General features: G+C 38.0%; 18 protein-coding genes. All 18 read left to right on the top strand.

Features of this window, described 5'->3' with window-relative positions:
• The first annotated feature begins 16 nt into the window (after positions 1 to 16).
• The 18 genes from uvrA (at position 17) to hisIE (ending at position 16,457) form a co-directional block, all read left to right on the top strand.
• Positions 17 to 2,890, top strand: a complete 2,874-nt coding sequence (gene uvrA / locus BFG57_RS12250) for an excinuclease ABC subunit UvrA (RefSeq protein WP_069717774.1) — start codon at positions 17 to 19, stop codon at positions 2,888 to 2,890.
• A 419-nt stretch (positions 2,891 to 3,309) separates the two neighbouring features.
• Positions 3,310 to 3,615: a magnetosome magnetite crystal formation protein family gene (locus BFG57_RS12255; RefSeq protein WP_069717775.1), complete on the top strand. Its 306-nt coding sequence runs from the start codon at positions 3,310 to 3,312 to the stop codon at positions 3,613 to 3,615.
• A 125-nt stretch (positions 3,616 to 3,740) separates the two neighbouring features.
• A complete protein-coding gene (locus BFG57_RS12260; RefSeq protein ID WP_069717776.1) occupies positions 3,741 to 4,814 on the top strand; it encodes a DUF4097 family beta strand repeat-containing protein in 1,074 nt (357 codons plus the stop codon).
• Positions 4,815 to 4,983: 169 nt separating this feature from the next.
• Complete coding sequence (locus BFG57_RS12265) at positions 4,984 to 5,187, top strand: PspC domain-containing protein (RefSeq protein ID WP_069717777.1); 204 nt, start codon at positions 4,984 to 4,986, stop codon at positions 5,185 to 5,187.
• Positions 5,184 to 5,540, top strand: coding sequence for a phage holin family protein (locus BFG57_RS12270; protein WP_069717778.1), 357 nt, complete (start codon positions 5,184 to 5,186; stop codon positions 5,538 to 5,540). Before BFG57_RS12265 ends, BFG57_RS12270 begins: the two co-directional genes overlap by 4 nt.
• A 207-nt stretch (positions 5,541 to 5,747) precedes the next feature.
• Positions 5,748 to 6,683, top strand: coding sequence for an HPr(Ser) kinase/phosphatase (hprK, locus tag BFG57_RS12275; RefSeq protein ID WP_069717779.1), 936 nt, complete (start codon positions 5,748 to 5,750; stop codon positions 6,681 to 6,683).
• A gap of 34 nt (positions 6,684 to 6,717) precedes the next feature.
• A complete protein-coding gene (gene lgt / locus BFG57_RS12280) occupies positions 6,718 to 7,536 on the top strand; it encodes a prolipoprotein diacylglyceryl transferase (protein WP_069717780.1) in 819 nt (272 codons plus the stop codon).
• Positions 7,537 to 7,572: 36 nt separating this feature from the next.
• Positions 7,573 to 8,514, top strand: a complete 942-nt coding sequence (locus BFG57_RS12285; protein ID WP_083249233.1) for a nucleoside recognition domain-containing protein — start codon at positions 7,573 to 7,575, stop codon at positions 8,512 to 8,514.
• Entirely contained in the window at positions 8,504 to 9,148 is a 645-nt protein-coding gene (gene ppaX / locus BFG57_RS12290; RefSeq protein WP_069717781.1) for a pyrophosphatase PpaX, read from the top strand. Before BFG57_RS12285 ends, ppaX begins: the two co-directional genes overlap by 11 nt.
• Positions 9,148 to 9,660 (top strand): acyltransferase, encoded by a 513-nt coding sequence (locus tag BFG57_RS12295; protein WP_069717782.1) that lies wholly within the window; start codon positions 9,148 to 9,150, stop codon positions 9,658 to 9,660. Before ppaX ends, BFG57_RS12295 begins: the two co-directional genes overlap by 1 nt.
• Before the next feature lie 372 nt (positions 9,661 to 10,032).
• Positions 10,033 to 11,202 carry an ATP phosphoribosyltransferase regulatory subunit gene (locus BFG57_RS12300; RefSeq protein ID WP_069717842.1) on the top strand — a complete coding sequence of 390 codons (1,170 nt, stop codon included), beginning with the start codon at positions 10,033 to 10,035 and terminating at the stop codon, positions 11,200 to 11,202.
• Positions 11,199 to 11,840: an ATP phosphoribosyltransferase gene (gene hisG / locus BFG57_RS12305; RefSeq protein WP_069717783.1), complete on the top strand. Its 642-nt coding sequence runs from the start codon at positions 11,199 to 11,201 to the stop codon at positions 11,838 to 11,840. Before BFG57_RS12300 ends, hisG begins: the two co-directional genes overlap by 4 nt.
• Positions 11,836 to 13,110: a histidinol dehydrogenase gene (gene hisD / locus BFG57_RS12310; protein WP_069717843.1), complete on the top strand. Its 1,275-nt coding sequence runs from the start codon at positions 11,836 to 11,838 to the stop codon at positions 13,108 to 13,110. Before hisG ends, hisD begins: the two co-directional genes overlap by 5 nt.
• A complete protein-coding gene (gene hisB / locus BFG57_RS12315) occupies positions 13,107 to 13,700 on the top strand; it encodes an imidazoleglycerol-phosphate dehydratase HisB (RefSeq protein ID WP_069717784.1) in 594 nt (197 codons plus the stop codon). Before hisD ends, hisB begins: the two co-directional genes overlap by 4 nt.
• A complete protein-coding gene (hisH, locus tag BFG57_RS12320) occupies positions 13,701 to 14,336 on the top strand; it encodes an imidazole glycerol phosphate synthase subunit HisH (RefSeq protein WP_069717785.1) in 636 nt (211 codons plus the stop codon).
• Positions 14,336 to 15,073, top strand: a complete 738-nt coding sequence (hisA, locus tag BFG57_RS12325; RefSeq protein WP_069717786.1) for a 1-(5-phosphoribosyl)-5-[(5-phosphoribosylamino)methylideneamino]imidazole-4-carboxamide isomerase — start codon at positions 14,336 to 14,338, stop codon at positions 15,071 to 15,073. Before hisH ends, hisA begins: the two co-directional genes overlap by 1 nt.
• Complete coding sequence (hisF, locus tag BFG57_RS12330) at positions 15,070 to 15,828, top strand: imidazole glycerol phosphate synthase subunit HisF (protein ID WP_069717787.1); 759 nt, start codon at positions 15,070 to 15,072, stop codon at positions 15,826 to 15,828. The genes hisA and hisF overlap by 4 nt, the downstream gene beginning before the upstream one ends.
• Complete coding sequence (gene hisIE, locus BFG57_RS12335) at positions 15,825 to 16,457, top strand: bifunctional phosphoribosyl-AMP cyclohydrolase/phosphoribosyl-ATP diphosphatase HisIE (RefSeq protein ID WP_069717788.1); 633 nt, start codon at positions 15,825 to 15,827, stop codon at positions 16,455 to 16,457. The genes hisF and hisIE overlap by 4 nt, the downstream gene beginning before the upstream one ends.
• The last annotated feature ends 29 nt before the right edge of the window (positions 16,458 to 16,486 follow it).

Here is a 16,486-nt window from a genome sequence, read left to right on the forward strand (position 1 = left end):
GGAAGGGTCAAAGAATATGTCGATGAAAGAGATTGTTGTAAAAGGTGCCCGTGCACATAATTTGAAAAATATAGATGTACAAATACCACGTGATAAGCTTGTTGTTGTAACAGGTTTGTCAGGTTCAGGAAAGTCATCGTTAGCATTTGATACGATTTATGCCGAAGGTCAACGTCGATATGTTGAATCACTTTCAGCGTATGCACGTCAATTTTTAGGTCAAATGGATAAACCAGATGTAGATTCGATTGAAGGTCTATCACCTGCAATTTCGATTGATCAAAAAACGACAAGCCGTAACCCTCGTTCAACTGTAGGTACCGTTACGGAAATATATGATTATTTACGGTTATTGTTTGCGCGCATTGGGAAGCCTGTTTGTCCGAAACATGGTATTCAAATTACTTCTCAAACAGTCGAGCAAATGGTTGATCGAATTATGGAGTATCCTGAGAGAACAAAGTTGCAAGTATTAGCACCGATCGTATCTGGCAGAAAAGGAACACACGTCAAAGTAATTGAAGAGATTAAGAAACAAGGGTACGTGAGAATACGTGTTAATGGTGAAATGCGAGAAGTAAGTGAAGAAATTGAACTTGAGAAGAACAAGAAACATTCAATTGAAGTCGTCATTGATCGAGTTGTCATTAAAGATGGAATCCAATCTCGATTAGCCGATTCAGTTGAAACAGCTCTTCGATTAGCCGAAGGAAATGTAATGGTTGACATTATTGATGGAGAAGAATTGTTATTCAGTGAACATCATGCTTGTCCACATTGTGGGTTTTCAATTGGTGAACTTGAACCGAGAATGTTTTCTTTTAACAGTCCTTATGGTGCTTGTTCGAAATGTGATGGTTTAGGTACGAAGCTAGAGGTAGACCTTGACTTAGTCATTCCAGATTGGGAGCGCTCTTTAAATAATCATGCCCTTGCGCCATGGGAACCAACTAGTTCTCAGTATTATCCTAAGCTTTTGGAAAGTGTGTGTACCCATTATGGAATAGATATGGACGTTCCGATTAAGGATATACCGAAAATCCAATTAGACAAAGTGCTGTATGGGAGTGGCGACGATAAGATTTACTTCCGTTATGAGAATGACTTCGGTCAAGTACGGGAGAACCATATTTTCTTTGAAGGGGTTATACATAATATAGAGCGGCGTTATCGTGAAACTAGTTCAGACTATGTTCGTGAACAAATGGAAAAGTATATGGCACAGAAGGCGTGCCCTACTTGTAAAGGTCATCGGTTGAAAAAGGAAAGCTTAGCTGTATTAATTAATGATAAACATATTGGAGAAATCACTACACTATCTGTACAAGATTCACATCGCTTTATTGATGAGCTTGTCTTAAGTGAAAAAGATATGCAAATTGCACGCCTTATTTTACGAGAGATTAATGAAAGGTTGGGATTCCTCGTAAATGTAGGATTAGAGTATTTAACGTTAAATCGTGCTGCAGGTACTCTTTCAGGTGGTGAAGCACAACGGATACGACTTGCAACCCAAATTGGCTCTCGTTTAACAGGTGTTCTCTATATTTTAGATGAGCCATCAATTGGTTTGCATCAACGTGATAATGATCGTTTGATCGATACGTTAAAGAACATGCGTGATATCGGGAATACGTTAATTGTTGTTGAACACGATGAAGATACGATGCTTGCTGCTGATCATCTAATTGATATTGGTCCAGGAGCAGGAGCACATGGAGGGCAAATTATTTCAGAAGGATCACCTGAGTACGTGATGAATGATCCTAAGTCATTAACTGGACAATATTTATCAGGTGAAAAATTCATTTCCCTTCCAGTTGAGCGCAGAAAATCCGAAGAACGTAAGCTTGAAATAAAGGGTGCAAAAGAGAATAACCTTAGAAATGTCAATGCATCGATTCCGTTAGGACTATTTACATGTGTAACTGGAGTTTCTGGCTCAGGAAAGAGTACGCTAGTGAATGAAGTTCTTTATAAAACACTTGCTCAAAAGCTCCATAGGGCGAAGGCGAAACCGGGTGCAAATAAGGAGATCAAAGGGATTGAGCAACTTGATAAAGTCATTGATATTGATCAATCGCCAATCGGAAGAACACCTCGTTCTAATCCTGCAACATATACTGGGGTGTTTGATGATATTCGTGATGTATTTGCTCAAACAAATGAGGCGAAGATTCGTGGTTATAAGAAGGGACGCTTTAGCTTTAATGTTAAAGGTGGACGTTGTGAAGCTTGTCGTGGAGATGGGATTATAAAGATTGAAATGCATTTCTTGCCTGACGTATACGTTCCTTGCGAAGTGTGTGAAGGTAAACGATATAACCGTGAAACATTAGAAGTGAAGTATAAGAATAAAAATATCGCTAACATTCTTGATATGACTGTTGAAGATGCAGTCGAATTTTTCAGTAACATACCGAAGATTAAACGGAAGTTACAGACAATTTATGATGTAGGATTAAGTTATGTGAAGCTTGGACAACCTGCAACAACACTTTCAGGTGGCGAGGCACAGCGGGTTAAGCTTGCATCAGAATTACATCGACGTTCAACGGGAAGATCACTTTACATTTTAGATGAGCCAACCACAGGATTACATGTGGACGATATTTCTCGATTATTAAAGGTGTTACAACGTCTTGTTGATAATGGAGATACTGTTCTTGTTATCGAGCATAACCTTGATGTCATTAAGACAGCAGATCATATTATTGATTTAGGACCAGAAGGTGGAGAGAAGGGTGGACAAATAATTGCCACAGGCACACCAGAAGTAATTTGTGAAGAAGCTCAATCATATACAGGTAAATATTTACGGCCTGTAATTGAACGTGACCGTAAGCGTATGGATGAACGATTAGATAAAGTAGAAGTGAAAGTGCAATAGAAGCTGGAATAAATTGAGAGACACTAACTAGTAAAAATTCAGGTTTTAAATATTAATCCCTGATCGTTTGTGATTAAAAACAATCGGTCAGGGATTTTTCTTGATAAGGTTGTTGAAGAAGTTATGATCAATCACTGTTGCATCTCAATGTGAACGAGCCCCTGCGTTCACCGCTTAGCGAAATGCGTATGTTTCATTGATTAACTCAATGCTTCTTGTCTCTTATGCAGAGACTAGAAAAGAGATGTCTATTTTATAGTGTTGATGAGTACTTAAGTTTAAGAGTTGGGTCATGAAATGGAGTGGCTAACTTTCTGACACGTTAGCTTTAGTGCTTTCTTTTTTTCTACTTTATAACCAGAATTTGAAACATTATTAAATATAGAACCGTATATAATGACAAGAGGGGGGAAAGAGATATGGAGACAAATAAGGTACTTTCATCATTATGTTATTTTAGTATTTTCTTCGCGGGTTTCATCTTTCCAATCGTAGTTTATTTTGTATCTGACGATAGAGAATTAAAGGATCACGCTAAGTCTGCTTTATTATCACATTTACTTCCGTTTTTGTCATTTGTGGCTGGGATTATATTGGTTATTACGACTAGTTTAGCTGGTGGAGAGCCATCGTTATTATTTATTCTCTTTTTTGTAATTATTATGGCCATTAATGTAATTGTTGTGATTTGGAATATAGTCAAAGGAATTCAAGTACTCCGCTAATTGCAACTGCATGATTACTTTTCTGAAAAGTTCAAAAACAACTAGGTAGATATATATTTTACACGAGAAGTAATTTGATTTTGTTTGAGTGTGAAATAAAACTTTAAATCATAGGAGGAAAAAAGATGTCTGATGAGCGTAAACGTATTCTAAAAATGTTAGAGGAAGGAATGATTTCTGCTGACGAAGCGTTTACTTTGTTAGAGTCTGTCGATAAAAGGCCTGAACGTATGAATAAGGAGACAGTGCCTTCTGTTGATGTTGATTGGAATAGTGAGAGAACGTATCAAACAGAAGGAAATAAGAAACAAAAGTTAGCTGACTTTGTTGATACAGCGATCAAAAAGATTAAAGAGGTCGATTTTGACTTTAACTTTGGTACACCACATCTTGTGCGTCATATATTTCAGCATCGTGATGTAGAACTAACTTCACTATTCATTGATATAGCTAATGGAGATATTCGATGTGAGCCATGGGATGAAAAAGATGTTCGTTTAGAATGTGAGGCGCAAGTTTTTAAAGCAAGGGATGAAGAAGAAGCACGTCAAGTGTTTATGAATGATACTCGTTTTACCACTGAAGGACAACGATTGTATCTTTCTATTCAGCGTAAAACAATCAAAGTGAAAAGTACATTATTCATTCCTAGAAAAGATTATGAGAAAATTAACATTCGTGTATTTAATGGTCAAGTAACAAGTGAGAAATTAGATGTAAAATCACTGCAAGTAAAGACCGCCAATGGTGGAATAAGGTGTTCCCATATCATAAGTAATGATATTGAACTTGAAGCTGCGAATGGAAAAGTGATGATTGAACATAGCCAAGCAAATGAACTTGAAGTTGAAACATTGAATGGCAGAATAAATGTTCACGGATCATACGAGAAAACTGATATTCAAAGCTTCAGTGGGAATATAGAATGTAAGTTAACAGACTCAAATTGTCGAAGAGCATTTTTAAATGCAAAAACTGGTGGAGTGGTTATCTTAGTACCAAAGTTTATGGAGGTAAATGGTAAATTGAAATCTAATTTAGGTCATCTTGGCTGTTATTTGAACGATATGACGAAGATCGATGAAACTCGGGATGTTGTGCAGAAAGAATTGAAATTTGTTGCAAGTGAAGGACAAGAACAATCTCTTCAACTAGATGCAGAAACAAAAGCAGGTTCAATTACAGTTAAACACTTATAAGATTGTGTTCAAAAAGGACGGAGAAGAACAAGACGGCGAAGGTCCCGGCACCGGAGTGTACGTTTGTAGGGTACATGAGGAGTGAAAAAAGCGAGCCAACGCAGTTATTCGATAGTCATTTTCCCCTTACTTTTTGAACATCTTCTTTAATGTATGAGGAGGAGCAACCGTGAAAAAATTATATCGTTCACAGCATAATCGTAAGGTAGCTGGGGTATTGGGGGGACTTGCACAGTATATAAATATGGATGCAACATTATTACGTGTATTATTTATAATTTTGATGTTTGCTACTGCAATTTTCCCATTTGTATTAGGTTATATTATTGCAATGTTAGCCATTCCTAAGGACCCAGGATATATAGAGGGATGAAGTGGCTTATTCATTTACTCGTTAATAGCATCGTGCTTATTATCGTTTCAAACTATTTAGATTCATTTTATTTAGAAGGTATTCAAGCAGCAATACTGGCAAGTGTATTGCTCTCTATCTTAAATGTTATTGTCAAACCTATTTTAGTACTGCTTACTTTGCCAGTAACTGTGTTGTCACTAGGTTTTTTCCTCTTTATTATTAATGCATTTACACTTATGATTGCACAAACATTGATGGGAGAATCTTTTGTCATCGATGGTTTTGGTACAGCGATTCTTGCAGCAATAATAATTTCTTTATTGAACCTTTTGATACAAAAGCTTGTCGTTGAAAGGTTAATAGAAAAATGATGAAATGCTCCTCAAGTGAAGGGGCTTTTTTTTGAGAAAAGAAATAAGGGTATTTGTGAAATATGGCTTGTTATTTTTATTCTAACAACAAATAATGCTAAAATAGGACCATGTATTGTACATATTTGCAAAAATGTATCTTTTAGAAAAAATGCAGACAAAGTGCATGAATTCTCGTTAAGATCTGATGATAAAGGGGAATCAACTATGGCAAAAGTTCAGACGAAAGATGTTATTGAAAAGTTCAAGCTTGAGCTTATCAGTGGAGAGGAAGGGATTAACCGTCCGATTACGACGAGTGATATTTCTCGACCTGGCCTAGAAATGGCGGGGTATTTTGCATATTATCCAGCTGAGCGACTACAGTTATTAGGTAAGACAGAACTTTCATTCCTTAATGGATTAAATGGATTAGAGCGTAAGGATCGGATGGAACGTCTCTGTACGGATATTACACCAGGAATTTTTATTTCAAGAGAATTAGAAATTCCACCAGAATTAATTGAATCATCTAAGCGTAATGATGTGCCAATTATGCGTTCTCCTTATAAGACAACAAGGTTATCTAGTTTATTAACAAATTATTTAGAAGGTAAGTTAGCTCCAACAACAGCGATTCACGGTGTTCTGGTTGATGTGTATGGTGTAGGTGTACTGATTACGGGACAGAGTGGTGTTGGTAAGAGTGAAACAGCACTCGAGCTTGTGAAGCGTGGACATCGATTAGTCGCTGATGACTGTGTTGAAATTCGTCAAGAAGATCAATCTTCTTTAATTGGGAATTCTCCTGATTTAATTCAGCATCTTCTTGAGATACGTGGTGTAGGGATTATTAATGTGATGACGTTATTTGGCGCAGGTGCGGTTCGAAATTATAAGAAGATTTCCCTCGTTATAAATTTAGAGTTATGGGATCAGTCCAAGCAATATGACAGACTTGGTCTTGAAGAGGAAATGATGAAGATCATCGATACGAATGTACCAAAGCTTACAGTCCCTGTTCGTCCAGGTCGAAACTTGGCAGTTATTATTGAAGTAGCCGCTATGAACTTCCGTCTAAAACGTATGGGTGTTAATGCAGCAGAACAGTTCTCTAATCGATTGACAGATGTAATAGAAGATACTGAACATGATGATTTTTAAGTGATATCATGTTGGGAGAAGGAGTGGGTGTTTAATAATGGAAGAAATTCAGCAGTTAGATAGGGTCTTTTTGGAACTTGGACCACTAACAATTTATTGGTATGGCGTAATTATTGCAATGGGTGCTTTACTTGCACTTTCTTTGGCGACAAGGGAAAGTGTGCGACACGGTTATCCGAAAGAGATGATTACCGATATTGTATTATTTGCGATTCCGATCGCTATCCTTTCAGCTCGTCTATATTATGTGATTTTTTCATGGGACTATTATTCACAGAATCCGGGTGATATTATAGCGATTTGGAAGGGTGGATTGGCGATTCATGGCGGTCTGATTGGAGCTTTAATCACTGGTTATATTATAACGAAACGAAAGAATTACTCGTTTATGCATGTAGCTGATATTGCTGCACCGAGTATTATTATCGGACAAGCAATAGGACGTTGGGGAAACTTCATGAACCAAGAGGCATTTGGTGGAGAAGTATCACGACAGTTTCTTGAGAGTCTGTTTTTACCGAAGTTTATTATTAATCAAATGTATATCAATGGTGCATACCATCACCCGACGTTCCTATATGAATCGATTTGGAATATAATCGGCTTTTTCGTTCTTATTTCATTGCGTAAAGTTAACTTAAAACGTGGCGAGATTTTCTTAAGTTATGTGATTTGGTATTCAATTGGTCGATTCTTTATTGAAGGTTTGCGGACTGATAGTTTAATGTTAACGGAATCGTTACGAATTGCTCAAGTAATCTCAATTGGATTAATATTAGCTGCAATAGCGATCATTGTTATTCGAAGGATGACAGGAAAAGTTATTAAACGATATTGGGATCCGATTAAATAAAATAGTAATTGTTTTGTAGATATGAGGAGGAGTTTAATGCAAATGGTCATGCGTGGGGTGAAGGCAGGGCTAGCGACAACATGGACATTAGGGAAAGTGATTTTTCCTATTACTTTGATTGTTTCATTGCTGCAATATACTCCTATTCTTTTGTGGATTATTGAAAAGGTTGAACCATTTATGAAGTGGATTGGACTATCAGGAGATGCGGCTATTCCGCTTGTACTAGGGAATTTCCTTAATTTATACGCATCGATTGGTGCAATCTTAACACTTGATTTAACAGTGAAAGAAGTGTTTATTTTAGCGGTTATGCTGTCTTTTTCTCATAACTTAATTATTGAGACCACTGTTGCGGCAAAGGTTGGTATTAAGTTATGGGTCATTGTTATTGTACGAGTCGGACTCGCATTGGTTTCAGCTTTCATAATTAATATCGTTTGGAATGGTGGAGATCAACTTGCAAAATACGGAATGATCTCATCAAGTGAAGAAAACGTAACAGGCTGGGCAAACATTATACTTGAAGCAATTGAGAAAGCAGGGCTCGGAGTTATTCAACTTGCTATAATTGTAATTCCGTTAATGGTCTTTATTCAAGTAATGAAGGAACTATCATGGCTGGATGTCTTTTCACGATGGATGTCTCCTTTTACAAGGGTACTAGGAATGAAAGAGAATACAACGACAACGTTAGCTGCAGGTCTAGTATTTGGGCTTGCATACGGTGCGGGTGTAATGATCCAAGCAGTTGAAGAAGATGGTGTTGAGCAGAAGGATTTGTATTTGGCTTTTATCTTTTTAGTCGCATGTCATGCCGTTATAGAAGACACGCTTATCTTTATCCCTTTAGGAATTCCAGTGTGGCCACTCTTAGCTATCCGACTCATAACAGCAATATTATTAACAGCAGTTGTCTCGTTTGTATGGAATAGATTGCAACATTCGCAAAGGAAGGAAGCGACATATGAAGGTTGATACACTTTTATTTGATTTAGATGGCACTTTAATTGATACTAATAAATTGATTATTTTATCTTTCGTGCACACATTAGAAAAATATTTTCCGGGTCAATATAAGGAAGACGATGTTCTGAAATTTATGGGACCACCATTAGAAGAAAGCTTTCAAGAGTTGAACCCAAATAAATTAGATGAAATGGTTCAAACATATCGAACATTCAATCATGAGAAGCATGATGAGCTTGTCACGGCATTTGATGGTGTAGTAGATACGATAAAAACATTACACGAACGTGGCTATAAGTTAGGTATTGTTACAACTAAGATACGTCCTACCGTTGAAATGGGTCTGAAACTAACAGGACTTGATGCTTATTTTGATGTTGTTGTCACACTAGATGATGTTACACATGCAAAACCAGATCCTGAACCAGTGAATCTTGCGTTATCACAGCTTGGATCAAATGTTGAAAGTGCAATGATGATCGGTGACAATTCACATGATATTGAAGCAGGAAAGAATGCAAATGTCTTAACAGCAGGAGTAGCTTGGGCAGTTAAAGGACGTGAATACTTAGAAAGCTACCATCCAGATTATATGCTTGAACATCCGTCTGACTTATTATCGATTGTTGGAGATGAAACATAGTGAGAAGAACGACTCGTTATCCTGTTGAAGGAGCAAATTCACTTTGGCAAGTGTATAAAACGGTCTCGTTTTTTAAAGTGTTCAAAAATGTCTTAGTCATACTCATTGCCAGATACACGCCTTTTTTTGGAATGAAAAATTGGTTATATCGTACGCTCTTACGAATGGAAGTTGGTGAAAGGACTGCATTTGCCTTTCAAGTTGTCCCAGATATTATGTTTCCAGAGATGATTAAAGTGGGAAAGAACTCAGTCATTGGGTACAATACAACGATATTGGCACACGAGTATCTAATCAATGAATATCGGTTAGGTGAGGTTGAAATTGGAGATGAAGTAATGATAGGAGCCAATTCAACGATCTTACCAGGTGTAAAAATTGGTGAAGGCGCTGTTGTATCGGCAGGAACACTTGTCCATCGAGATGTTCCAGCAGGAGCATTAGCTGGTGGTAATCCAATGCGAATTATTTATACAAAGGAAGAACGGGAAGCGCGTGAACGAAAAGACTAAACAAATAAAACATGAACTGGTTGGCGAAGATAGGCTGACTAGTTCTTTTTTATTATTATCTGTCTGAATAATAAGAAATTAATTAAACGTTCATTTAATGAGTCTGTTTGCGTTTGCTAAGTTTTAAACGTGAGATTATTTGGTCATTCTATTTCATCTAATGCGAATACTGAAAGTACAATGGTTAAAAACTTGTAACTAAGATAAAAATGTGCAAGTAAAAGTAAGGATTAAGCTGTTAACTAATTTCATATTGACTGTTCAGAAATATCTGTGTAAACTACAATATAACTTCATCTTACTACCATATTAGCGAACTAAAGTGAAAGTATTTAACATAAAGAGGATGTGGATGGTGTGTCAAAATTATTTATGTTTGAAAAACCGCTTGGTATGAGGGATACATTGCCATCATTATTTGAAATGAAGCGAACGGTTCGAAGGGAAATGGAACAAGAAATCGAAAGATGGGGTTATGAACAGATTGAAACCCCTACATTAGAATATTATGAAACGGTTGGAGCAGCTTCGGCTATATTAGATCAGCAGTTGTTTAAGTTATTAGATCAACAAGGACATACATTAGTGCTTCGTCCAGATATGACAGCACCTATTGCAAGAATAGCTGCATCACGTTTGAAGGAGCAAGGTTTGCCACTTAGACTTGCTTACGATACAAATGTTTTCCGATCACAACAACGTGAAGGAGGGCGACCTGCAGAATTCGAGCAGGTTGGAGTTGAGTTAATAGGTGATAGTACGAGTAGTGCTGATGCAGAAGTAATAGCATTAATGATTCATACATTAAAACATGCTGGGCTTGATCAGTTTACAGTTGCTCTCGGTCATATTGGATTTGTGAGAGCGTTATTTGTAGAGATATTGGGTAATGAAGAGAGAGCAGCATTACTTAAACGTTATTTATATGAGAAGAATTATGTCGGTTATCGAGAACATGTCAAAGGCTTGCCGTTATCTTCAATTGATAAACAATTATTGCTTCAATTACTTAAGTTACGAGGAGGTAAGGGAACCTTTGCTCAAGCACGTGAGCTTACAAAGAATACGAAAGCACTTGAAGCGTTAGCTGAATTAGAAGAGTTATGGGAAACGTTAGAAGCTTATGGAGTTACTGAGTTTGTGAAAATCGACTTAAATCTTGTTAGTCACATGAGTTATTATACTGGAATTTTGTTTGAAGGTTATGCGCAAAAGTTAGGTTTCTTATTATGTAACGGTGGACGTTATGATCAATTGTTGAATAAGTTTGACTGCCCTGCTCCCGCAACAGGGTTTGGAATTCGCCTTGATCGTCTTGTAGAAGCGTTAGAGAAGACTGAAGTAAGTGCTCCTATTAAGTTAATCTTATTTAGTGAAGAACGGAAACAAGACGCCTTAAGGCTTGCCCTCGAGAATCGAACAGAAGGACAGCGAGTTGTGATGCAAGATATTGCTGGGGTTGAACAAGTTGATGCATTAACAAAACGTTATCAAGAGGTCATCTATTGTATCGGTGCTGCTGGAAAGGAGAATGAAGGATGAGAGATGTGTTAACGATCGCCATGCCTAAGGGAAGAATATTTGAAGAAGCAGCACAATTGTTGCGTGAAGCTGGTTATGAATTACCACCTGAATTTGATGATTCCCGTAAGTTAATTATTGAAGTTGAACGAGAATCACTGCGTTTCATTCTTGCAAAACCGATGGATGTTCCGACTTATGTTGAACATGGTGTTGCTGATCTAGGTATTGCGGGCAAAGATACAATGCTTGAGGAAGAAAGAGACGTGTATGAGGTATTGGATTTGCATATTAGTGACTGTTATTTGGCGGTCGCGGGATTGCCTTACCCAGATGTTAATGATGTAGCACCTAAGGTAGCGACGAAGTATCCTGCGGTAGCATCAAAGTATTTCCGTGAACAAGGAGAGCAAGTGGAAATTATTAAATTGAATGGTTCAATTGAGCTTGCTCCTCTAATTGGTTTAGCTGATCGAATTGTTGATATTGTCTCAACAGGACGCACATTAAGAGAGAATGGACTTGTAGAGCTTGAACATATTCAGGCAATTACTTCTCGTTTAATTGTTAATCCAGTTAGTTACCGTTTAAAAGATAAGCGTATAGATGAGATGGTGGAACGTCTATCGCTCGTAGTGGGAGGAACGTCAGATGATTAAAATTGTTTCGGTTAGCGGTAATATTTCACTTCAACGAGATATTGATAGTGGTTCAGAAGAACAAAGGAAAGTAGTGCTTAATATCATAGATGATGTTAAAGAGAACCGTGACAAGGCGTTGTTTCAATATACAGAGAAGTTTGATCATGTTCAATTAGAGAGCTTACTCATTTCAGATGAAGAAATCAAAGAAGCGTATCGAGAAATAGATAATGAGATTATATTGTACATACGTGAAGCAGCAGATAACATTCGTGACTATCACCAACGACAGGTGAAGCAATCATGGATGACAACAGATCAAGATGGAACAATTCTAGGACAAAAGATAACACCACTAGATTCTGCTGGTGTATATGTACCTGGTGGGACTGCTGCTTATCCTTCGTCTGTACTAATGAATGTGATTCCCGCTCAAGTAGCAGGGGTTCAGCGTATTGCAATGGTTTCACCACCTCAGCAAGATGGTCGGTTACCAGCTGGTGTTCTTGTTGCGGCAAATGAACTTGGAATTCATGAAATCTATAAGGTTGGAGGAGCACAAGCAATTGCCGCGTTAGCATATGGTACGGAAACGATTACGAGAGTAGATAAGATTACGGGTCCGGGTAATATATATGTGGCACTTGCGAAGCGTGAAGTATTTGGAGTTGTAGATATTGATATGATTGCTGGACCGAGTGAGATTGTTGTTTTAGCAGACGAAACTGCAAAGGCTTCATATGTCGCAGCTGATTTATTATCACAAGCTGAACATGATGCTCGAGCATCGAGTGTGTTAGTGACACCTTCTAAGTTATTAGCAGAACAGACAGCGTTAGAAATTACTAATCAATTAGAAGCATTGCCTCGAAAAGAAATTGCAGAAGCTTCAATTCGTGATTATGGGGCTATTTATGTGACTGAAACATTAGATGAAGCGATTGAGACTGTCAACCAGTTAGCACCAGAGCATTTAGAAATTATGACAGAACAACCGTATGAAATTATCGGAAAGATACGTCATGCGGGATCAATCTTCCTTGGAGAAAATAGCTCCGAACCTGTTGGTGATTATTTTGCGGGACCTAATCATATTTTGCCAACGAACGGAACAGCGCGTTTTTCAAGTCCATTAAATGTTGATGACTTTACGAAGAAATCGAGCATCATCTCATATAGTGCTCAAAGTATACAAATGAACGGTTCGAAAATTGCTGCATTAGCTCGTCTTGAAGGATTAGAGGCGCATGCAAAAAGCGTAGAACAACGACTGGGGGAGAGAAAATGAACGAACAACGCCAAGCAATCATAGATCGTAAAACAAATGAAACAGATATTTCACTCTCATTTAATGTGGATGGAAATGGTGATGCGGATTTGAACACAGGTGTTCCATTCCTAACACATATGCTTGATTTATTTACAAAGCATGGTCATTTTGATTTGAATTTGAAGGCGGATGGCGATACAGAAATTGATGATCATCATACCACAGAAGATATCGGTATTTGTCTCGGTCAAGCATTAAGAGAGGCGTTAGGAGATAAGAAGGGCATTAAGCGTTACGGTAATGCATTTGTTCCAATGGATGAAGCACTAGCTCAAGTTGTTGTCGATTTAAGTAATCGCCCACATTTAGAATTCAGGGCTGAATTTCCAAGTGGTCGTGTAGGTTCATTTGATACTGAGCTTGTTCATGAATTTTTGTGGAAGCTTGCCCTTGAAGCTCGTATTAACCTTCATGTTATCGTTCATTATGGTCACAATACACATCATATGATTGAAGGAGTATTCAAAGCACTTGGACGAGCGTTAGATGAAGCAACTCAAATCGATCCTCGTGTGAAAGGCGTGCCTTCAACGAAAGGGATGTTGTAAATGATTGGAATTATTGACTATGGCATGGGCAACTTATATAGCGTCAGTAAGGCATTAGAACGATTAGATTATGATTATGTGTTAACGGATAACATAGAGAAATTAAAAGAAGCAAAAGGTTTGATTTTACCTGGTGTTGGTTCATTTCGAGATGCAATGAGTATCTTGCGAGAAACGAAGCTTGCTCAGTATATTGAAGCAGAAGTTGAGAGTGGGAAACCACTATTAGGGATATGTTTAGGTATGCAATTATTATTTGAAGAAAGTGAAGAAAATGGTGTAACAGAAGGTTTGTCATTTTTGAAAGGACGAGCAGTTCGATTTGCAGGTGTAACGGATGAAGGAAAGCGTTATAAAGTACCTCATATGGGTTGGAATAAGCTTGAGTTTCATCATGAAAATCACCCGCTATTAGACGATGTTGCCCAAGATCATGTTTATTTCGTTCATTCTTATTTTATTGATCAAACAAATAAAGATGTTGTCCTTGCCAGCAGTACTTATGATGTTGATGTGCCAGCCGTAGTAGGGAAAGGAAATGTATTTGGAACACAGTTTCACCCAGAGAAAAGTAGTGAAATTGGTATGTCGATCTTAAAAAACTTTGCAGCAATTGTAGAAGGGGAGAAATCATAATGAACAAGTTCACGATCTATCCTGCAATCGATATGCGCGGTGGCAAGTGTGTACGCTTGTTGCAAGGAGATTATAATGCAGAAACGGTATATGGAGACTCACCATTTGATATGGCTGAAGCTTTTGTTGAGCAGGGAGCACAGTGGATTCATATGGTTGATTTAGATGGGGCTAAAGAAGGAAAGCGCGTGAATCATGAGCAAGTCATTCGAGTAGCGAAGGAATTAGATGTAAAAGTACAAATTGGTGGAGGTATCCGAACGGTTGAAGATGTTGAAAGTTATCTCAATCACGGTGTCGACCGAGTTATCTTAGGAAGTGCCGCTATATCTAATCCTGAATTTGTACGTGAAATGCTACAGAAATATGGAAATAAGATTGCAATCGGAATTGATGCCAAGGATGGTTATGTAGCAACAGAAGGATGGTTAAATACATCCGTTGTTAGAGCAGTTGAACTTGGGAAAGAGCTTGCATCAGCTGGAGCAGAAGTGTTTATATTCACTGATATTTCTAAAGACGGAATGATGTCAGGTCCCAATATCGAGGCAATAGCTGAAATGGCGAAAGAAACTGAAAAAGAAGTGATTGCTTCAGGTGGTGTCAGTTCATTACATGATATTAGTCGACTTGTACAATATGAACAAGCCTCGATTGGTGGAGCGATAATTGGAAAAGCACTATATGAGAAACGGTTTACGGTAAGTGACGCACTTGCTGAGGTGAATAAACCATGATAACAAAGCGAATTATACCGTGCCTCGATGTAAAAGAAGGGCGAGTTGTCAAAGGTATTCAGTTTGTTGAATTACGTGATGCGGGTGACCCTGTTGAGTTGGCGGAATTTTATGATCAAGAGCGTGCAGATGAGCTTGTTTTCTTAGATATCTCTGCTTCACATGAAGGGCGCGAAACGATGGTTGATGTTGTAGAACAAGTTGCAGCAAAGCTTGCTATCCCATTTACAGTTGGTGGGGGTATTAATACGTTAGAAGATATGAAACGTATATTACGAGCTGGAGCCGATAAGGTGTCCGTTAATACAGCAGCAGTTAATCGTCCAGAATTAATTACCGAAGGTGCAGATTATTTCGGTTCTCAATGCATCGTTACTGCAATTGATGCGAAATTTGACGAAACGACAAAGTCATGGCGTGTATATACTCATGGTGGAAGGACACCTACACAATGGGATGCAGTTGAATGGGCACAAGAAGCGGTAAAGCGTGGTACTGGTGAAATTTTGTTAACGTCGATGGATAAGGATGGAGAAAAAACAGGCTTTGATGTGGAGTTAACGAAAACGATTAGTCGTGCTGTTTCAGTACCTGTTATTGCATCAGGTGGAGCAGGAAATGCAGCGCACTTTGTTGAAGCATTCGATATAGGAGAAGCAGATGCAGCATTAGCAGCATCTATCTTTCACTATAAAGAAACATCTGTACAAGCAGTGAAAGACCATTTAAAAGAACAGGGTGTGAATGTTCGATGAAAACGAATGAAATTAGATTTGATGAACAAGGTTTAGTACCAGCAATTGTACAAGATGCGGTTAGTAAAGAAGTATTAACGCTAGCATATATGAATAAAGATTCACTAGCCAAGTCTCTTGAAACACGTGAGACATGGTTCTGGAGTCGTTCACGTCAAGAGCTTTGGCACAAAGGTGAAACGTCAGGTAACACACAACACATAATTGATGTACGTTGGGACTGTGATCAAGATGCATTGCTCGTTCTTGTAGAACCTCGTGGACCTGCTTGTCATACAGGTAGTTATAGCTGTTTCAATGATTCGTTGTTTGAGGATAAGGTAGAAGTAAATGATAAACGATTTGAAATTCTTTCAAGCTTAGAAGCACTTATTGCGAAAAGGGAGTTAGAACGACCTGAGGGGGTGTATACGACATATCTTTTTAATGAAGGTGTCGATAAGATATTGAAGAAGGTAGGCGAAGAAGCAGCAGAAGTCATCATTGCATCGAAAAACCGTGATAAAGATGAATTGAAATGGGAAACTGCTGATTTACTTTATCATGTACTCGTATTATTGAGAGAACAGAAATTGCCTCTTGATGACGTGCTACGTGTACTTGAAGAGCGTCATACAGCAAATAAATAGAGATATAGGATAGCTACTGATTAGAATGG

The sequence above is a fragment of the Bacillus solimangrovi genome (assembly GCF_001742425.1).
Classification (GTDB): Bacteria; Bacillota; Bacilli; order Bacillales; family Bacillaceae_N; genus Bacillus_AV; species Bacillus_AV solimangrovi.